Source organism: Streptomyces sp. NPDC047117, assembly GCF_040643545.1.
In the GTDB taxonomy this organism is placed as follows: domain Bacteria; phylum Actinomycetota; class Actinomycetes; order Streptomycetales; family Streptomycetaceae; genus Streptomyces.
Map to the genome: position 1 here is coordinate 1 of NZ_JBEYUN010000015.1, position 14,408 is coordinate 14,408.

The following is a 14,408-nucleotide window of genomic DNA, read 5'->3' on the forward strand; positions in this document are numbered from 1 at the left end:
GACTGCACCAGCATCGTCTCGTCCTGCTTCAGCGTCCGCAGCGTGCGCTGCATCGCATCGAAGGAACGCCAGTCCCGGGCCGCCTTGCCCGTCCCGCCGTAGACGACCAGCTTGTCCGGATGCTCGGCCACCTCCGGATCCAGGTTGTTCTGCAGCATCCGCAGGGCGGCCTCCTGCTGCCACCCGAGAGCCGAGAGGTCGGTGCCGCGGGCCGCGCGGACGGGGCGTGCGCCTGTCATGTGAGTACCTTTCATCGAATTCTCGAAGTCGTCGTGAGGGGAGATCAGCGCAGCGGGCCGGTGACGGACTCCGCGGCGCCGAGCGCCCGGCCCGAGGCCACGTACTGGACGGCCGCCTCGATCTCGGGGGCGAGGTAGCGGTCGGTGCCCGGGCCCGGTACCTCGGTACGCAGTTCGGCGACGACCGCGGCGGAGGCCGGGGCGGGCGTCAACGGCGCGCGCAGGTCGAGGGCGCGGGCCGCGGTGAGCAGTTCGATCGCGAGCACGCGGGTGAGGCCGTCGACCGCCTTGCGCAGCTTGCGGGCCGCGGCCCAGCCCATGGAGACATGGTCCTCCTGCATGGCGCTGGAGGGAATGGAGTCCACCGACGCGGGCGCGGCGAGCCGCTTGAGCTCGGACACGATCGCGGCCTGGGTGTACTGGGCGATCATGTGGCCGGAGTCGACGCCGGGGTCGTCGGCGAGGAACGCGTTGAGGCCGTGGTTGCGCGCCACGTCCAGGAAGCGGTCGGTACGGCGCTCGGCGATCGAGGCGACGTCGGCGACGGAGATCGCGAGGAAGTCCAGCACCGCGGCGACGGGGGCGCCGTGGAAGTTGCCGTTGGACTCCACCCGGCCGTCGAGGGTGACGACGGGGTTGTCGACCGCGGCGGCCAGCTCGCGGGAGGCCACCAGCTCGGCGTGGCCGAGGGTGTCCCGCGCGGTGCCGTGCACCTGGGGCGAGCAGCGCAGCGAGTACGCGTCCTGGACGCGGGTGCACTCCGGGCCGCGGTGGCTGGCGACGATCGCCGAGTCGGCGAGCACGGCGCGCAGGTTGGCGGCGCTGTCGGCCTGGCCGGGGTGCGGGCGCAGGGCCTGGAGGTCGGCGGCGAAGACGGCGTCCGTACCGAGCTGGCCCTCGACGCTCATGGCGGCGCTGATGTCCGCGGTGGCGAGCAGGCGGCGCAGGTCGTGGGCGGCCAGGACGAGGGTGCCGAGCATGCCGTCGGTGCCGTTGATGAGGGCCAGGCCCTCCTTCTCGTGCAGCGTGACCGGCTCGATGCCGGCGGCGGCGAGCGCCTCGGCGGCCGGGCGCAGCTCGCCGTCGGCGTCGCGGACCTCGCCCTCGCCCATGACGGCGAGCGCGCAGTGGGCCAGCGGCGCGAGGTCACCGGAGCAGCCGAGGGAGCCGTACTCGCGGACGACCGGGGTGAGGCCGGCGTTGAGCAGCGCGGCGTACGCCTCGGCGGTCTCCAGGCGGACGCCGGTACGGCCGGTGGCGAGGGTGGAGAGACGCAGCAGCATGAGCGCGCGGATCACCTCGCGCTCGACCTCGGGGCCGGAGCCCGCGGCGTGCGAGCGGACCAGGCTGCGCTGGAGCTGAGCGCGGAGCTCGGTGGGGATGTGGCGGGTGGCGAGGGCACCGAAGCCGGTGGAAACGCCGTAGTGCGGGGTGACGTCGTCGGCCAGGGCCTCGATGACCTTGCGGCTGCGAGTGACCTCCTCGCGGGCGGCGAGGGAAAGCTCGACGGGGGCGCCGTGGCGGGCAACGGCCACGACATCGTCGGCGGAAAGCGCGCCGACGTCGATAACAACAGTTGACATGCCTCAATGAAGCACCAGGTCAGAACCCCTGTTCCATCCCCACCGGCGGCTTTCTGTCTGGTATCCCAGACAACCCCGTCAAGGGCGCGGGGAACTGCGCGCGCAACCACAACGCCGCAGTACCGGGCCACCGGACCGCTCCCCCACGGCGGAAGTCACCGGTCACCCGCGGCTACGCTCAACCGCATGGCCATCGTCCCCGCAGCCGCCCAGGTCCTGGCGATCCTCCGGTACCTCGCCGGCCAGCTCGGCCCCGCTTCCGCGGCCGCGATCAGCCGGGACGTGGGGCTGCCCCGCTCGACGACGTACCACCTGCTCGACACGCTCGCGCAGGACGGGTTCGTGGTGCACCTGGCGGACGAACGGCGGTACGGCCTCGGTGTCAGCGCCTTCGAGCTGGCTTCCGGGTACAGCCGCCAGGCCCCGTTTCAGCGGCTGGCCCGCGCCCCGCTCACCGCGCTGGTCGACCGCACGGGCCACAGCGCGCACCTCGCGGTGCTGCACGGGCGCGAGGTCATCTACGTCATCGAGGAGCGGGCGCCGGGCCGGGCGCCGCTGGTCACCGAGGTCGGCGTACGGCTGCCCGCGCACCTGACGGCGAGCGGCCGGGCCATGCTCGCGCGGCTGCCGCACGCCCAGGTGCGCGCGCTCTTCCCCGACGCGTCGGCCTTCGTCGTCCGCCACGGGCACGGGCCCGGCTCCCTCTCGGCCCTGCGCCACCTGCTGGTGGAGGTGCGGCGGCGCGGCTTCGCCACGGAGGAGGGCGAGGTCACGCCGGGGTTCTCCTCGGTCGCGGCGCCGGTGCTCGATCACAGCGCGCATCCCGTCGCGGGGGTCGCCGTGACGTTCCCCGCCGCCGAGGTGCGGCCGGAGCGCCGGGCGGGCATCGCCGAGCAGGTCCTGCGTACCGCCCGCGACCTGACCCTGCGCATCGGCGGCACGCTGCCGGCACCGTAACGGCGGCAGGCCCGCTCGGGCCCCCGGGGCATGCTCACGGGTGCATGCGCGCGCCCTTGACGATCTTGTCGACGGCGTTCTTCGGGCCGTACACGGCCAGCCCCACCAGATCCAGCTGGTCCCGGCCGACGGCCCGGACCGCGGCGCGGTTGGCCCCGTCGTGGCCGGTGGCGAAGAGGTCGGAGGTGAAGACCGACAGGGCGACGCCCCGGCCGAGCGCGCGGCCGTGCGCGGTGGTCAGCGTTTCCTTGGTCCCCTCGAAGACCAGCACGGGCTGGCGGAACATCCGCAGGTAGTCGTTGCCGTCGGCGTCCGCGTACGGCTCGCCGATCACGTCGGGCACCTCGGTACCGATGCCGCTGACCAGGAAGGCGGTGACGTTCAGCCGCTGCCAGGTCTCCAGGTCCGCGCGGAGCAGGACGGCGATCTTGGTGTCGAAGCGGACGGGGGCGGACGCGGGCGCGTCCGGGGCGGCGGGGTGTTCAGCGGTGTGCGGGGTTTCCATATCGTGGATTCTTCCGAGCCGCTCCCGGCCCCGTCTTGTACGTTTTTTGCATGGTCAGCCGTCCTCGTCCTCAGGTCAGGGCCTGGCGCCCGGCGGTGACCGGGATCGCCGAGGTCTACCACGCGCACCTGACCGGCCATGCGTATCCGCTGCACACGCACGGCGCGTGGACGCTGCTCCTGGTGGACGACGGCATGGTCCGCTACGACCTGGACCGGCACGAGCACGGTGCCCTGCGGAGCGGGGTCACGCTGCTGCCTCCGCACGTGCCGCACAACGGCTCGCCCGCCACACCGGACGGCTTCCGGAAGCGGGTGCTCTACCTCGAACCGGAGGCGGCGGGGCTGGGCGAGGAGTACATCGGGCTCGCGGTCGACGCCCCCGTACTGGAGGACGGCGCGCTGCGCGACCGGATCCACCGGCTGCACGACAGCCTCGTCCTGCCCGGCGAGGAGCTGGAGGCGGAGAGCCGGCTCGCGTTCATCACCGAGCGGCTGCGGGGGCACCTGGAACGGCGCGGCGGACCGGCCGGCGCGCCGGCCGACGCGCCGGAGCTCGCACGGCAGCTGCGCGACCTGCTCGACGCGCGCACCGCGGAGGGGCTGACCCTCGACGAGGCGGCGGGCCTGCTGCACGCCCACCCGGCACATCTCGTACGGGCGTTCAGCCGCGCGTTCGCGATCAGCCCGCACCGGTACCTCACCGCGCGCCGCGTCGATCTCGCCCGGCGGCTGCTGGTGGACGGGATGGCGCCGCGGGACGCCGCTGCCGCCGCCGGATTCCACGACCAGTCGCATCTGACCCGGCACTTCACGCGCATCCTCGGCGTTCCGCCGGGACGCTTCACGGGCCGCCGCGCGGCGCCCGTCACAGGCCGGTGCCCGGCTCCAGCGCCGTCACGGTGAACTCGCCGCCGCAGACCCGCGGCTCGTCGGTGCGGAGGGTCATCGCCTCCTTGGAGCCGGGGGGGTAGGTCTGGAGGAGGTACGGGCTCTTCCAGCACGGGGTGTCCTTCAGCCCGTCCTGGATGGTGTGCAGCACGGCGTACGCGCTGGCGCCCGGCTTCAGGGTGACGGCCTTGCCCGCGCCCCCCTCGCGGGTGGCGGGCTTGCCGATCATCTGGCCGTCGCGCTGGATGAGCGAGACGCCGGGGTAGCCGCGGAGCGTGCAGGTGGACTTGGCCTTGTTGGTGAACACGAGCGGGGTGTGGATGTTGCCCGCGCCCACGTCGGCGCGGCCCAGGCGCAGGCCCAGCTCGTCGGCGGTGCAGCGGTCGGAGGCGCTGTCGGCGGACGCGGACGCCGCGGTACGCGCGGAGGCGGTACGGGCGACGGTCGCCGCACCCTTGCCGGGCGGGATCTGCGAGGCGTCCTGCCCGCCACTGCCGGTGTCGGCGCCGCTGCCGCTCCCGGAGCTGCCGGTGTCGGCGCTGCTGCCGCCGCCCGTGGCGGGGGCGGCCGAGGACGAGGACGCCGCGTCGGACGCGGACCCGGCGGCACCGGAGTCGCCGGATCCGGTGCCCTGGCAGGCGGTGAGCGCGACGGCCGCGGCGGCGGCGATCAGCGTGGCGGTGGCGGCCTTGCGGCCACGGCGGAGACCGGCGTGGTGCGACATGGGAATCCCCTCATCGAGTCGTCGCGTACGGGACTCTCGTCCCGCACGGTTTCACCATGCCGGGTCCCACTGTTGCCTCACTAACAAGCCACTAACGCGCCCCGAACCACGCGAACTCGGCCCGGCGGTCCGGCAGTCCGGCCTACGGGCGGCTACCCGGCCGGCCGCTCGTGGAGCTGCCGGAGGAGGTCCGCCAGCTCCTTCCGGGCCGGCCCGTCCACCAGGCGGCCGTCGGTGACCTTGGCGGCGGCCCGCGGTATCGGCAGGCCCTCGGGGAGGACGTCGGCGCCCATCATCGTGAGGGTCTCGCGGAGCCAGGCCTGCGCGCGGTCGCCACCGAGGGCGGACGGGGAAGCGCTCACCAGCGCGACCGGCCTGGCGTACGGCTGACCACCGCCGACCAGCCACTCCAGGGCGTTCTGGAGGACGCCGGAGGTGCCGCGCGCGTACTCCGGCGTCGCGATCAGCACGCCGTCCGCGGCCCCCGCGCGCTCCCGCAGCTCCGCGACGGCCGGCGGCAGTACGCCCGCCTCCTCCACGTCCTGCTCGAAGAAGGGCAGCCGGCCGAGGCTCGGCGCGATCCGGACCTCGTGCGGCGGGGCACACAGCTCCGCCGCCGTCCGCAGGACAGCGGCGTTCAGCGACTGCTTCCGCAAACTGCCGCACAGGGCAAGGATGTTCATCGCGTCAACTTGTCCGACCAGCTGTCCGAGCGGCCCGGTCCGGCCGGGCGCGACGGCGACAGCCCGCGCGGCGTACAACCGGTCACCGCACGCCGCCCGGGTCCACCCCTCAGCGCCGGCCGCTCGCGACCTTGCCGCGTACCAGGAACCAGCCGCCGACCAGGGCGGCGACGATGAGCGGTACGCAGGCCACCGACCACGCGGCGTCCCCGCCGTCCACGCACATCAGGACCACGACGCCGGCCAGGAAGGCGAGCGTCAGCCAGGACGTGAAGGGCGCGCCCGGCAGCCGGAAGGCGGGCCGTTCGACCTCGCCGCGCGCGGACCGGCGGCGCAGCACCATCTGGCAGATCATGATCATGACCCAGGTGCCGATCATCGTGATCGCCGAGAAGTTCAGCACGATGGAGAACGCCCGCTCGGGCACCACGTAGTTGAGGACGATGCCGAGGATGTAGCAGGACGCGGTGAGCAGAATGCCGCCGTAGGGCACGCCGCGCTTGTTCATCAGGGTGGTGAACTTCGGCGCCGAACCGGCGAGGCCCATCGACCGCAGCACACGGCCCGTCGAGTACAGGCCCGAATTGCAGCTGGAGAGGGCCGCCGTGAGGATCACGAAGTTCATCACCCCGCTGACGCCGGGCACCCCCAGCTTGCCCAGCAGCGTGACGAACGGCGACTCGCCCGCCTTGTACGCGCTCCAGGGCAGCAGCAGCACCAGGAGCAGCACGGTGCCGACGTAGAAGACGACGATGCGCCAGGAGACGGAGTTGATGGCGCGCGGGATGACCTTGCGGGGGTTCTCCGTCTCGCCGGCCGCGATGCCGACCATCTCGATCGCCGCGTACGCGAAGACCACGCCCTGGATGAGCACGACGGAGGCGAGCAGCCCGTTGGGCATCATGCCGCCGTGGTCGGCGATCAGCTGCGGGCCGGTGCTGTGGCCGTCCACGGGGTGCCGGCTGGCCAGCAGCCAGCAGCCGATGGCGAGGAACGCGATGATCGCGGCGACCTTGATGATCGCGAACCAGAACTCGAACTCGCCGAACCAGCGCACCGAGATGAGGTTGGCGGTGAGCACCACCAGCAGCGCGAAGAGCGCGAGCGTCCACTGCGGGATGTCGCGGAAAGCGCCCCAGTAGTGCAGATACATGGCGACCGCGGTGATCTCCGCGATGCCGCTGCACACCCAGTGCAGGAAGTAGACCCAGCCCGCGGTGTACGCCGCCTTCTCGCCGAGGAACTCCCGCGAGTACGAGACGAACGAACCGGACGTCGGGCGGTGCATGACCAGCTCGCCCATGGCGCGGGCGATGAAGAAGGCGAACAGGCCCGTGACGGCGAAGACCACGACCAGGATCGGGCCCGCCGCGTGCAGCCGCTCACCGGCGCCGAGGAAGAGGCCGGTGCCGATGGCGCCGCCGACCGCGATCATCTGGACCTGGCGGTTGCGCAGGCCCGCGGCGTAGCCGCCCTCGCGGACCGGGGCGGCGGAGGCCGCGGGGGCAGTGCCGGGGGCCGCGGGGGTACCGGGAGCCGCGGGGGCTCCGGTGGCCGGCGTGGGCGGTGCCGCCTGCTCGGCTTCTGCTGTGTGCTCCATGGTTCTCCGTGCATAGCGGTACGCCGCACACCGCCCGTTTCCGGGCGTGCGAGGGTCGCGCGCATACAGCGCGGCGTACCTGTTGAAGTGGGCCGGCGCCGATAGGCATGGCCGGTATGTCCATAGGGTGACCGGGCCACCCTAAACCGTTTGCTCAGGCAACTATGAACTGGTGGGTAGCCAAGGTGGCAGCCGCAGTTGCGGCCGTGGTCACGGCCGGCGTTCCGACCGCAGCCCGGTGAGCGCGCCCGCCTGCCCCGCGCCGCTCTCCGCCAGCACCTCCGCGACCGTCTGCGCCGCCCTGACCTGCGCGAACGTCACCGCGCCCGCGTCGTCGACCACGTAACCGACCACGGCCGGGCGCGGCAGGCTGTTGTAGTGGAAGTGGGTCGAGAAGTAGTACGCGCCCGTGTCGTACAGCGCGACGAGATCGCCCGGCGCCAGCTCCGGCAGCTCCCGCCCGCGCGCCACCAGGTCGCCCGCGAAGCAGCAGGGCCCGGCCACGTCCTGCACCAGCCCGGGCGCCGCCTTGGGGCGCCCCCGTCCGTCGAAGGCACCGACGCGCAGCGGCCAGGAGTCGGGCACGAAGACGGTACGGGTCGCCACCTGCGCGCCCGCGTGCGTGACGGCGATGCGCCGGCCGCCGGAGGTCTTGGTGTACTCCACGTGCGCGGCGATCAGCCCCTGCTTGGCCAGCAGCGCGCGGCCGAACTCCGTCACCAGGGCGTACCGTCCGTCGAACAGCCCCGGCACGGTGGCGCGCAGCAGCTCCGCGTACTCGGCGAAGGACGGCGTGACCTCCTCCGACGCGAAGTTCACCGGCAGGCCGCCGCCGATGTCGAGGGTGTCGATCTGCTGCCGCCCCGCCTGCGCGTTGATCTTCTCGGCCAGCTCGTAGACGACCCGTACGCCCTCGGCCATCAGCTCCAGGGGGACGCCCTGCGAGCCGGTGTGGGTGTGCAGCCGGGTCAGCCAGGGACGGTCGCGGAAGGCGTCGAGGACCCACTGCTCCGCGCCCTCGTCCCGCAGCGCCACACCGAACTTCGACGTGGCCGTAGCCGTGCTCATGGCCCCGATGGAACCGGTCCCGACCTGCGGGTTCACCCGTATCCCGATCGGCGGGGCCACCGGCCCTGCCGCCTCCGCCACCAGCGCGTCGATACGGGCCAGCTCCTGCGCGTTGTCGGCGTTGACCGCGATGCCGTGCGCGAGGGCGTCACGCAGCTCGCCGACGGTCTTGGCCGGCGAGTCGAAGACGATGCGCCCGGCGGGCACGCCGGCGGCGCGCGCCAGTTCCAGCTCACCGGGGCTCGCCACCTCGGCGCCCACGCCCTCCTCGTTCAGCAGCGCGAGGACGGGCACGAGCGAGGCCGCCTTCACCGCGAAGGTGTGCAGCACCTCCCCGCCGCCCTCGACGGCGAACGCCGCCCGCAGCTCCCGCACCGTGGCCCGGACCCCGTCCACGTCGAGCAGCCCGAGCACGGGCGCGTCCGGCCCGACCAGCCCCTGCGCGACGGCGGCACGCACGGCCGCTTCCCTGCGGGCGACGGAATCAAGAGCCATGGGAGATGACCTGCCTTCTGTACGGGGACGTGGGGGCGGAGGGGTCCTGTACGGATGTCCCCTGCGTGAGGTCGGAAACCGACCCCGTCACTGTGCAGGTCGGCGCGGGGCGGTGTCTGCGTGCCGGACGACGAAGTCCTGGCCCCGGCCACTGTCGACGTGCACAACACCCGAGCCGCGGCCCCGCGGGCGTGGTGCACCAGCACAACCGCCGGCCCGCACGCGTGGTGCACCGCACCAAAGGCCCGCCGCCGCGCTCCGGCTCTCCGCCTGGCTCCGGCTCCCGGCCTCACTCCAACTTCCCGTCTCACCCCGGCGGGATCAGCCCGGCCCGTCGCAGCCCGAGCTCGGTCAGCAGCCGTACGTCCGCGTCCTCCAGATCCAGCCCGAACAGCTCCCGCACCCGCCGCAGCCGGTAACGGAGCGTATTGGGGTGGACGCCCAGATGACGCGCGGTAGCCGCCGCGTCCCCGAAGAAGGCGAGATGCACGGCGACCGTGCGCGGCAGGTCCGTCCCGTGCTCCGCCTCGTACGCGAGCAGTTCCCGCACCGCGTCCGTCGCCGACGGGGTCAGCTCCGCCACCGCGTCCACCACCCGCATGGCGTCCAGCGCGTGCCGTACGTCGTCGGCCGTGGCGACCTCCGGCGCGCCCCGCTCCCGCAGGACCCGCAGCACCAGCTCGGCGCCGGCCCGGGAGGCGGCGGCCTCCCCCAGCCCCGCGCCGACGGGCCCGATGGCGACCAGCGGCCGTACGCCGCTGCCGCGCAGCACCGTGGCCAGCTCACCGCCCAGGCGGTGTGCCGCACCGGTTGCCGGGTCGGTGAGGAGGACGTCGAGCCGGGCGCCGTCGCGGTGTGCGAAGGCCGGGCTGTGATGCGCGGCGGCGCGCAGGGACGCGAGGTGCAGGGCGCGGTCGAGCGCCTCGGGCAGGGGCGCGGGCGGCGCCGCCGCGACGGTCAGTACCGTGCAGGGGACCTGCGGGTCGACCTCCAGGGCCGCGGCCGAGTCCGGCACGTCCGGCTGCCGCCCTTCGAGGAGGGCCCGCACCGCCTGCTTGCGGCGGGAGGCGGCGGACCGGGACCGCAGTCGGTGGTGCAGCAGATGCGGCACGGCGGTCTCCGCCGCGGCACGCAGCGCGTCGCGCGCGTCGGCCGGCAGCGGCTCCCCGTCGGCGGCGGCCCACAGGGACCCCAGGATCTCGTCCCCACCCCGTACGGCAATGGCGAGCCGCTCGGGAAACCGCCCGTCAGCAGGCCGATGCACCACATCGGGCGTGGCCCACAGGGTGTCGAGGAACCCGCTCTCGGCCAGCTCGGCCACCCGCCACTGCGGCACCCGCCGCCCCAGGATCGTCAGCCGCCGCAACGGATCCGCGGTATCGGCGGTGGGCGAGTACGCAAGGACATTCGAGTCCGGGTCCTCAATGGTGATCGCACCCCCGACCAGCGCCGCGAGCGCGACGGCGAGCCCCGGCAGATCCCCGAGCGCCACGTCGACGGCGGCCTCCTGCCGCGCCCCGCCCCGGCTGAGCGCCGCCCGCAGCAGCCCTATCAGCTCGCCCCACTCGATCCACGGCGCCCGCGCGAGCAACGCGGTCCCGCCCTCGTCCGCCGCCGCGACCAGCCGCTCCGACACCCCGTCCGCGCCCCGCCGCATCACCAGCGCGGCAGCCCCCGCCCGCGCGGCGTCCCGCAGCACCCGCGGAGCATCGTCCGCCGAGGTGTCGACCCCCACCGCGACCAGCACCTGCCCCGCGGCCTCCCACGTCTCCCCCGCGTCAAAAACCCCCACCCCGCGCACCGCCACATCCAGCCCCCGAGGCGCCCGCACCACCTCGACCAGCTCCATCCCCCCGACCCCGAGCACCTCCCCGAGCGACGGCGCGCCGCCACGCGAACCGGTCACGAACGCATCATCAAAACTCGGCCGGGGTTCCATGGGGCCAGTGTCCCCGATACCGGGCACGAGGACCCTGCCGGTCAGGCCCCCGGTACGGGCAACCGCGTGATCACAGAAACCTGTGTGCCGGCTGTGAACCTCCTGTTAACGTGACGCATCTTGTCGATCTTGGGCCGTTCGGCCGATCGGCAAGATGCATACAAAACGGGAGGAAAACAAATGAATCGCAAGCTTGCGGTGGGCGCTCTGACCGGCGCCCTGTTCGTAGGGGGAGCCGGTGCCGCCTTCGCGGGATCGGCAGGAAACGTCGAGGCCGCAGCCTCTTCGTGGCACAAGATATCGACGCGCAAGAGCAGCGGCGTGTCGTTCCACTCGGGCTCGTACAAGTTCGAGCCCAAGGGTGCCAAGCGTGGCGCCTTCCACTGGAAGGGCTACCTGAAGGACACCAGCGCGGGCGACGGCCACAACGTCTACGCGCAGGTCCGGGTCGAGGGCTACGGCTGGGGCCGGTTCAACGGCAAGCAGAAGAAGTCCGTGTGGAAGGACAAGCTCTCCTACGACGGCGCCGCGCTGTACACGAAGGACGCCTGGATACGCGCGTGCCGTGACCGCGGCTCGTTCCATCCGGACAACTGCTCCCCGACCAAGCACTACAAGCGGTAACAAGGGGAGCCGTCCGCCGACCGCCCCGTCCTGAGGGCGGCGGCGTTCACTTACGGTGAGGGGCCCCGGCCGAGGGCGTGTTGACCGCGCGTCCACCGGCCGGGGCCCTGCCCGGCCCACTGGGGGAAACACCATGAATACGACAGAAGTGCTGGCCGCCCGCGGAGTTGACCTCTCCTACGGCTCCACACCCGCGGTGCGCGACGCGCACCTCTCGCTCGCGCCCGGCGAGGTGACCGCGATCACCGGCGCCAGCGGCTCGGGAAAGTCCTCGCTGCTCTACTGCCTCGCCGGAGTGCTGCCGCCGCAGCGCGGTGACGTGTGGTTCGAGGGCCGGCCGTTCAGCAAGCTGGACGACGAGGAGATCAGCACGCTGCGCCGTGAGCGCTTCGGGTTCGTCTTCCAGTACGGCGAGTTGCTGCCGGAACTCACCGTGGAGGAGAACACCGCCCTGCCCCTGCGGCTGGCCGGCCGGCGCAAGGCCCCCGCTCTCAAGGCCGCCGCCGAAGTACTGGAGCGGCTCGGCATCGCCGAACTGCGTGAGCGACGCCCCTCGCAGATCTCGGGCGGACAGAGCCAGCGCGTGGCCGTCGCCCGTGCGCTGGTGCACCGGCCGTCCGTGGTGTTCGCGGACGAGCCGACGGGTTCGCTGGACAGCGCCAACGCGGGCGCGGTGCTGGAGGAGTTCCTTTCGCTGGCCCGCTCGCAGGGCACGGCCGTCCTCCTGGTCACGCACGACGCCGGCGTGGCGGCCCGGGCGGACCGGCACTGGACGATGGCGGACGGTGTCCTGGCCGCGACGGGAGCCGCCGCGTGAGGGAGTTCCTCCTCGGCCTGCGCCTGCTGCTCGGTTCGGGGCGCGGTGCACGGGCCCGCTTCTGGCTGATGACGCTGGGCAGTTCGCTCGGTGTCTGCTGCCTCGCGCTCGTCCTCACCGTGCCGGCCATCCTCGACGCACGCGACGGACGCGCCGGCGACCGCGACCCCGTCGTCTTCTCCGGCAAGCCCACGTCCGGCCGTACGCTCGTCCTCGAACGCACCGACCCGCACGGTTCGCGCCCGTTCAACCGGGTCTTCCTCGCGCGCGGCACCCGGGACACCCCCGGCCCGCCGCCAGGTCTGGACGCCCTGCCCGCTCCGCACCAGGTGTTCGTCTCCCCTGCCCTGCGCGAGCAGCTGCGCCGCGAGCCGGGCCTGAAGAACCTGCTGCCGGGAACGGTGCGGGGCACCATCGCCCCCGCCGGCCTCACCGACCCCAACGAGCTGTACGCGTACGTCGGAGCCGCCGAGAGCGACCTCGGCCACGCCTCCGCCACCCGGGCCCTCAAGAGCTGGGGCAGCGGCTACGCCCCCAACCCCGCCGTGGACCCCTCCACGCTGGACATCCTGCGCTTCACGATGGCCACGCTGGTGCTGCTGCCACTGGCCGTCTATCTCTCGGTCTGTGCGCGGCTCTCGGCCGCCAGCCGCAACCGCCGGCTCGCGGCGCTGCGCCTGCTCGGCCTGAGCGCGAAGGGCACCCAGCGGGTCAACGCGGCCGAGACCGTCGTGGCGGCGCTGCTCGGCGCGGTGCTGGGCATCGGCGAGTACTGGCTGCTCAACCAGATCATGGCCCGGACCGGACTGCCCGGCCTGAAGTGGTACCCCGGTGACGGCACCCCGACCGCCGGCACGCTTGCGCTCTGCCTGATCGGCTGCCCCGTGCTCGCCTGGTTCGTCGGCCGTGCCAGCGCCCGCGCGGCAGCGACCAACCCCCTGAGCACCCGCCGTACGGCCATGCCCCGCACCCCCCGGATCTGGGGCGGCCTGCTCCTGGTCACCGGTCTCGGCATCGTCGTCGGCTACAGCCTGACCGGGCTGACCGCGCACCCGGCGGACAGCTCCGGCATCAATGCCCTGCTCGTGCCCCTCGGAGTGCTCCTGACCGGCCTCGGCCTGGTCCTCTCGATGCCGCTCCTGTCGTACCTCATGGCCCGCCGTCTGGCCCGCTCCAAGTCGCTGACCCTGAATCTCGCGATGCGGCGCAACGAGGTCGAGCCCGGCAGCGCCATGCGCGTCGTCAGCGGCCTCGTCCTGCTCGTCTTCTCCGCGTCCCTCGCGCAGGGCGTCCTGGTCGAGGAGTCCCAGATCACCCGCTCCTCCTCCCCCTCGCAGGAGTACGGGATCCCCCTGGCGGGCCTCACCCCGCACCAGCAGCACAGACTCACCGGCATCCCCGAACTCCGCGCGCACGCACTCGTCATGGAACCGCCCTTCAATCCGAACGCCGAGGGACCGCGCATCCCCGCCCGCGCCCTCGTCGCCACCTGCGGACAGTTGAAGTCGCTGGTACGGCACGTGGAAGGCTGCGTCGACGGCAAGGCCCTGCGCCTGACCGACCCGGCGGTGACACCGGAACCGGTCGCGTCCTCCACGATCCGGCTGCGCCAGGGCGACCGGCACACCTCACTCAAGATCACCGTGCCGCGCCAACGCGTGCTCTTCTCCGGTTACGACGTCACGTCCGTGGACACCCCGGTGCTCTACCCGCCGTCCAAGCTGCCGTCCGGCGCCGTCCCGGCGGCCGGCACGCTCGTCCTGGCCAGCGCCTCCGACCCCGCCACGGTCCGCGCCGTACTGGACCGTATCGGCGCCATCGCCCCCACCGCGGACGTGGACCCGGTCGGCATCAACGTCGACGGACTCCAGCAGATCAGCGTCATCGAAACGCTGCTGGCCCTCGGCATGGTGATGGGCCTGGTGGTCGGCGCCGCGGCGTTCCTGGTCTCCGCGACGGACCGTGCCGTGGAACGGCGCTCCCAGGTCACGGCCCTCGCCCTGATCGGCGCCCGCCCCCGCGTCCTGCGCCTGGTGCAGTGCGCACAGGTGGTGCTCCCCCTGGCGGTAGGCCTGCTCCTGGCCCTCATCACCGGCAAACTCGCCGAAACGTCGTACCTGGTCACCGGCGGCGGCGAAATCTTCTGGGACGACGCAGGCATCCCCCTGCTCGTAGCAGCCGCAGGAACAGTCCTCCTCGCCGCCGTACTCGGCACCCTCCCCCTGGTGGGCCGCCGAATCGACCCGGAGATGATCCGCCGGGACTGAGGCGCCTCGCCCGCGGC

At 73.2% G+C, this 14,408-nt stretch carries 12 protein-coding genes and 1 pseudogene; 5 read left to right on the forward strand and 8 right to left on the reverse strand.

What is annotated here, in order from left to right:
- Together ABZ840_RS26380 and hutH are read right to left on the reverse strand one after the other, a co-directional pair.
- Positions 1-239, reverse strand: a pseudogene (locus ABZ840_RS26380) (urocanate hydratase); the annotation flags it as partial.
- 44 nt (positions 240-283) lie between these two features.
- Positions 284-1,822 (reverse strand): histidine ammonia-lyase, encoded by a 1,539-nt coding sequence (gene hutH, locus ABZ840_RS26385; protein ID WP_361562871.1) that lies wholly within the window; start codon positions 1,820-1,822, stop codon positions 284-286.
- A 186-nt stretch (positions 1,823-2,008) separates the two neighbouring features.
- Between hutH and ABZ840_RS26390 the strand changes: the two genes are divergently transcribed.
- Positions 2,009-2,779, forward strand: coding sequence for an IclR family transcriptional regulator (locus ABZ840_RS26390; protein ID WP_361562873.1), 771 nt, complete (start codon positions 2,009-2,011; stop codon positions 2,777-2,779).
- Positions 2,780-2,813: 34 nt separating this feature from the next.
- Here the strand turns inward: ABZ840_RS26390 and ABZ840_RS26395 are convergent, their stop codons facing one another.
- On the reverse strand, positions 2,814-3,284 hold the full coding sequence (locus tag ABZ840_RS26395) for a DUF2000 domain-containing protein (RefSeq protein ID WP_361562874.1): 471 nt from the start codon (positions 3,282-3,284) through the stop codon (positions 2,814-2,816).
- 50 nt (positions 3,285-3,334) lie between these two features.
- Here ABZ840_RS26395 and ABZ840_RS26400 point away from each other — a divergent pair, with 50 nt between their 5' ends.
- On the forward strand, positions 3,335-4,189 hold the full coding sequence (locus ABZ840_RS26400; RefSeq protein WP_361562876.1) for an AraC family transcriptional regulator: 855 nt from the start codon (positions 3,335-3,337) through the stop codon (positions 4,187-4,189).
- Here the strand turns inward: ABZ840_RS26400 and ABZ840_RS26405 are convergent.
- From ABZ840_RS26405 to ABZ840_RS26425, 5 genes are all read right to left on the reverse strand, one after another.
- Positions 4,152-4,898, reverse strand: coding sequence for a DUF4232 domain-containing protein (locus ABZ840_RS26405; protein WP_361562877.1), 747 nt, complete (start codon positions 4,896-4,898; stop codon positions 4,152-4,154). The two genes, ABZ840_RS26400 and ABZ840_RS26405, sit on opposite strands and share 38 nt — an antisense overlap.
- A 152-nt stretch (positions 4,899-5,050) precedes the next feature.
- On the reverse strand, positions 5,051-5,581 hold the full coding sequence (locus ABZ840_RS26410) for an NAD(P)H-dependent oxidoreductase (RefSeq protein WP_361562879.1): 531 nt from the start codon (positions 5,579-5,581) through the stop codon (positions 5,051-5,053).
- 109 nt (positions 5,582-5,690) lie between these two features.
- Entirely contained in the window at positions 5,691-7,016 is a 1,326-nt protein-coding gene (locus ABZ840_RS26415) for an amino acid permease (protein ID WP_361563126.1), read from the reverse strand.
- 375 nt (positions 7,017-7,391) lie between these two features.
- Positions 7,392-8,744: a diaminopimelate decarboxylase gene (locus ABZ840_RS26420; RefSeq protein WP_361562881.1), complete on the reverse strand. Its 1,353-nt coding sequence runs from the start codon at positions 8,742-8,744 to the stop codon at positions 7,392-7,394.
- A gap of 307 nt (positions 8,745-9,051) precedes the next feature.
- Positions 9,052-10,650: a helix-turn-helix domain-containing protein gene (locus ABZ840_RS26425; RefSeq protein ID WP_361562883.1), complete on the reverse strand. Its 1,599-nt coding sequence runs from the start codon at positions 10,648-10,650 to the stop codon at positions 9,052-9,054.
- A 213-nt stretch (positions 10,651-10,863) separates the two neighbouring features.
- Between ABZ840_RS26425 and ABZ840_RS26430 the strand changes: the two genes are divergently transcribed.
- The 3 genes from ABZ840_RS26430 (at position 10,864) to ABZ840_RS26440 (ending at position 14,391) form a co-directional block, all read left to right on the forward strand.
- Positions 10,864-11,307, forward strand: coding sequence for a hypothetical protein (locus ABZ840_RS26430; protein ID WP_361562885.1), 444 nt, complete (start codon positions 10,864-10,866; stop codon positions 11,305-11,307).
- Positions 11,308-11,440: 133 nt separating this feature from the next.
- A complete protein-coding gene (locus tag ABZ840_RS26435) occupies positions 11,441-12,124 on the forward strand; it encodes an ABC transporter ATP-binding protein (protein ID WP_361562887.1) in 684 nt (227 codons plus the stop codon).
- Positions 12,121-14,391, forward strand: a complete 2,271-nt coding sequence (locus ABZ840_RS26440) for an ABC transporter permease (RefSeq protein ID WP_361562889.1) — start codon at positions 12,121-12,123, stop codon at positions 14,389-14,391. Before ABZ840_RS26435 ends, ABZ840_RS26440 begins: the two co-directional genes overlap by 4 nt.
- Positions 14,392-14,408 lie beyond the last annotated feature (17 nt).

Coding starts and splice junctions, on each gene's coding strand:
- hutH (WP_361562871.1), bottom strand. CDS start 1,822: ATGTCAACTGTTGTTATCGACGTCGGCGCGCTTTCCGCCGACGATGTC.
- ABZ840_RS26390 (WP_361562873.1), top strand. CDS start 2,009: ATGGCCATCGTCCCCGCAGCCGCCCAGGTCCTGGCGATCCTCCGGTAC.
- ABZ840_RS26395 (WP_361562874.1), bottom strand. CDS start 3,284: ATGGAAACCCCGCACACCGCTGAACACCCCGCCGCCCCGGACGCGCCC.
- ABZ840_RS26400 (WP_361562876.1), top strand. CDS start 3,335: ATGGTCAGCCGTCCTCGTCCTCAGGTCAGGGCCTGGCGCCCGGCGGTG.
- ABZ840_RS26405 (WP_361562877.1), bottom strand. CDS start 4,898: ATGTCGCACCACGCCGGTCTCCGCCGTGGCCGCAAGGCCGCCACCGCC.
- ABZ840_RS26410 (WP_361562879.1), bottom strand. CDS start 5,581: ATGAACATCCTTGCCCTGTGCGGCAGTTTGCGGAAGCAGTCGCTGAAC.
- ABZ840_RS26415 (WP_361563126.1), bottom strand. CDS start 7,016: ATGATCGCGGTCGGCGGCGCCATCGGCACCGGCCTCTTCCTCGGCGCC.
- ABZ840_RS26420 (WP_361562881.1), bottom strand. CDS start 8,744: ATGGCTCTTGATTCCGTCGCCCGCAGGGAAGCGGCCGTGCGTGCCGCC.
- ABZ840_RS26430 (WP_361562885.1), top strand. CDS start 10,864: ATGAATCGCAAGCTTGCGGTGGGCGCTCTGACCGGCGCCCTGTTCGTA.
- ABZ840_RS26435 (WP_361562887.1), top strand. CDS start 11,441: ATGAATACGACAGAAGTGCTGGCCGCCCGCGGAGTTGACCTCTCCTAC.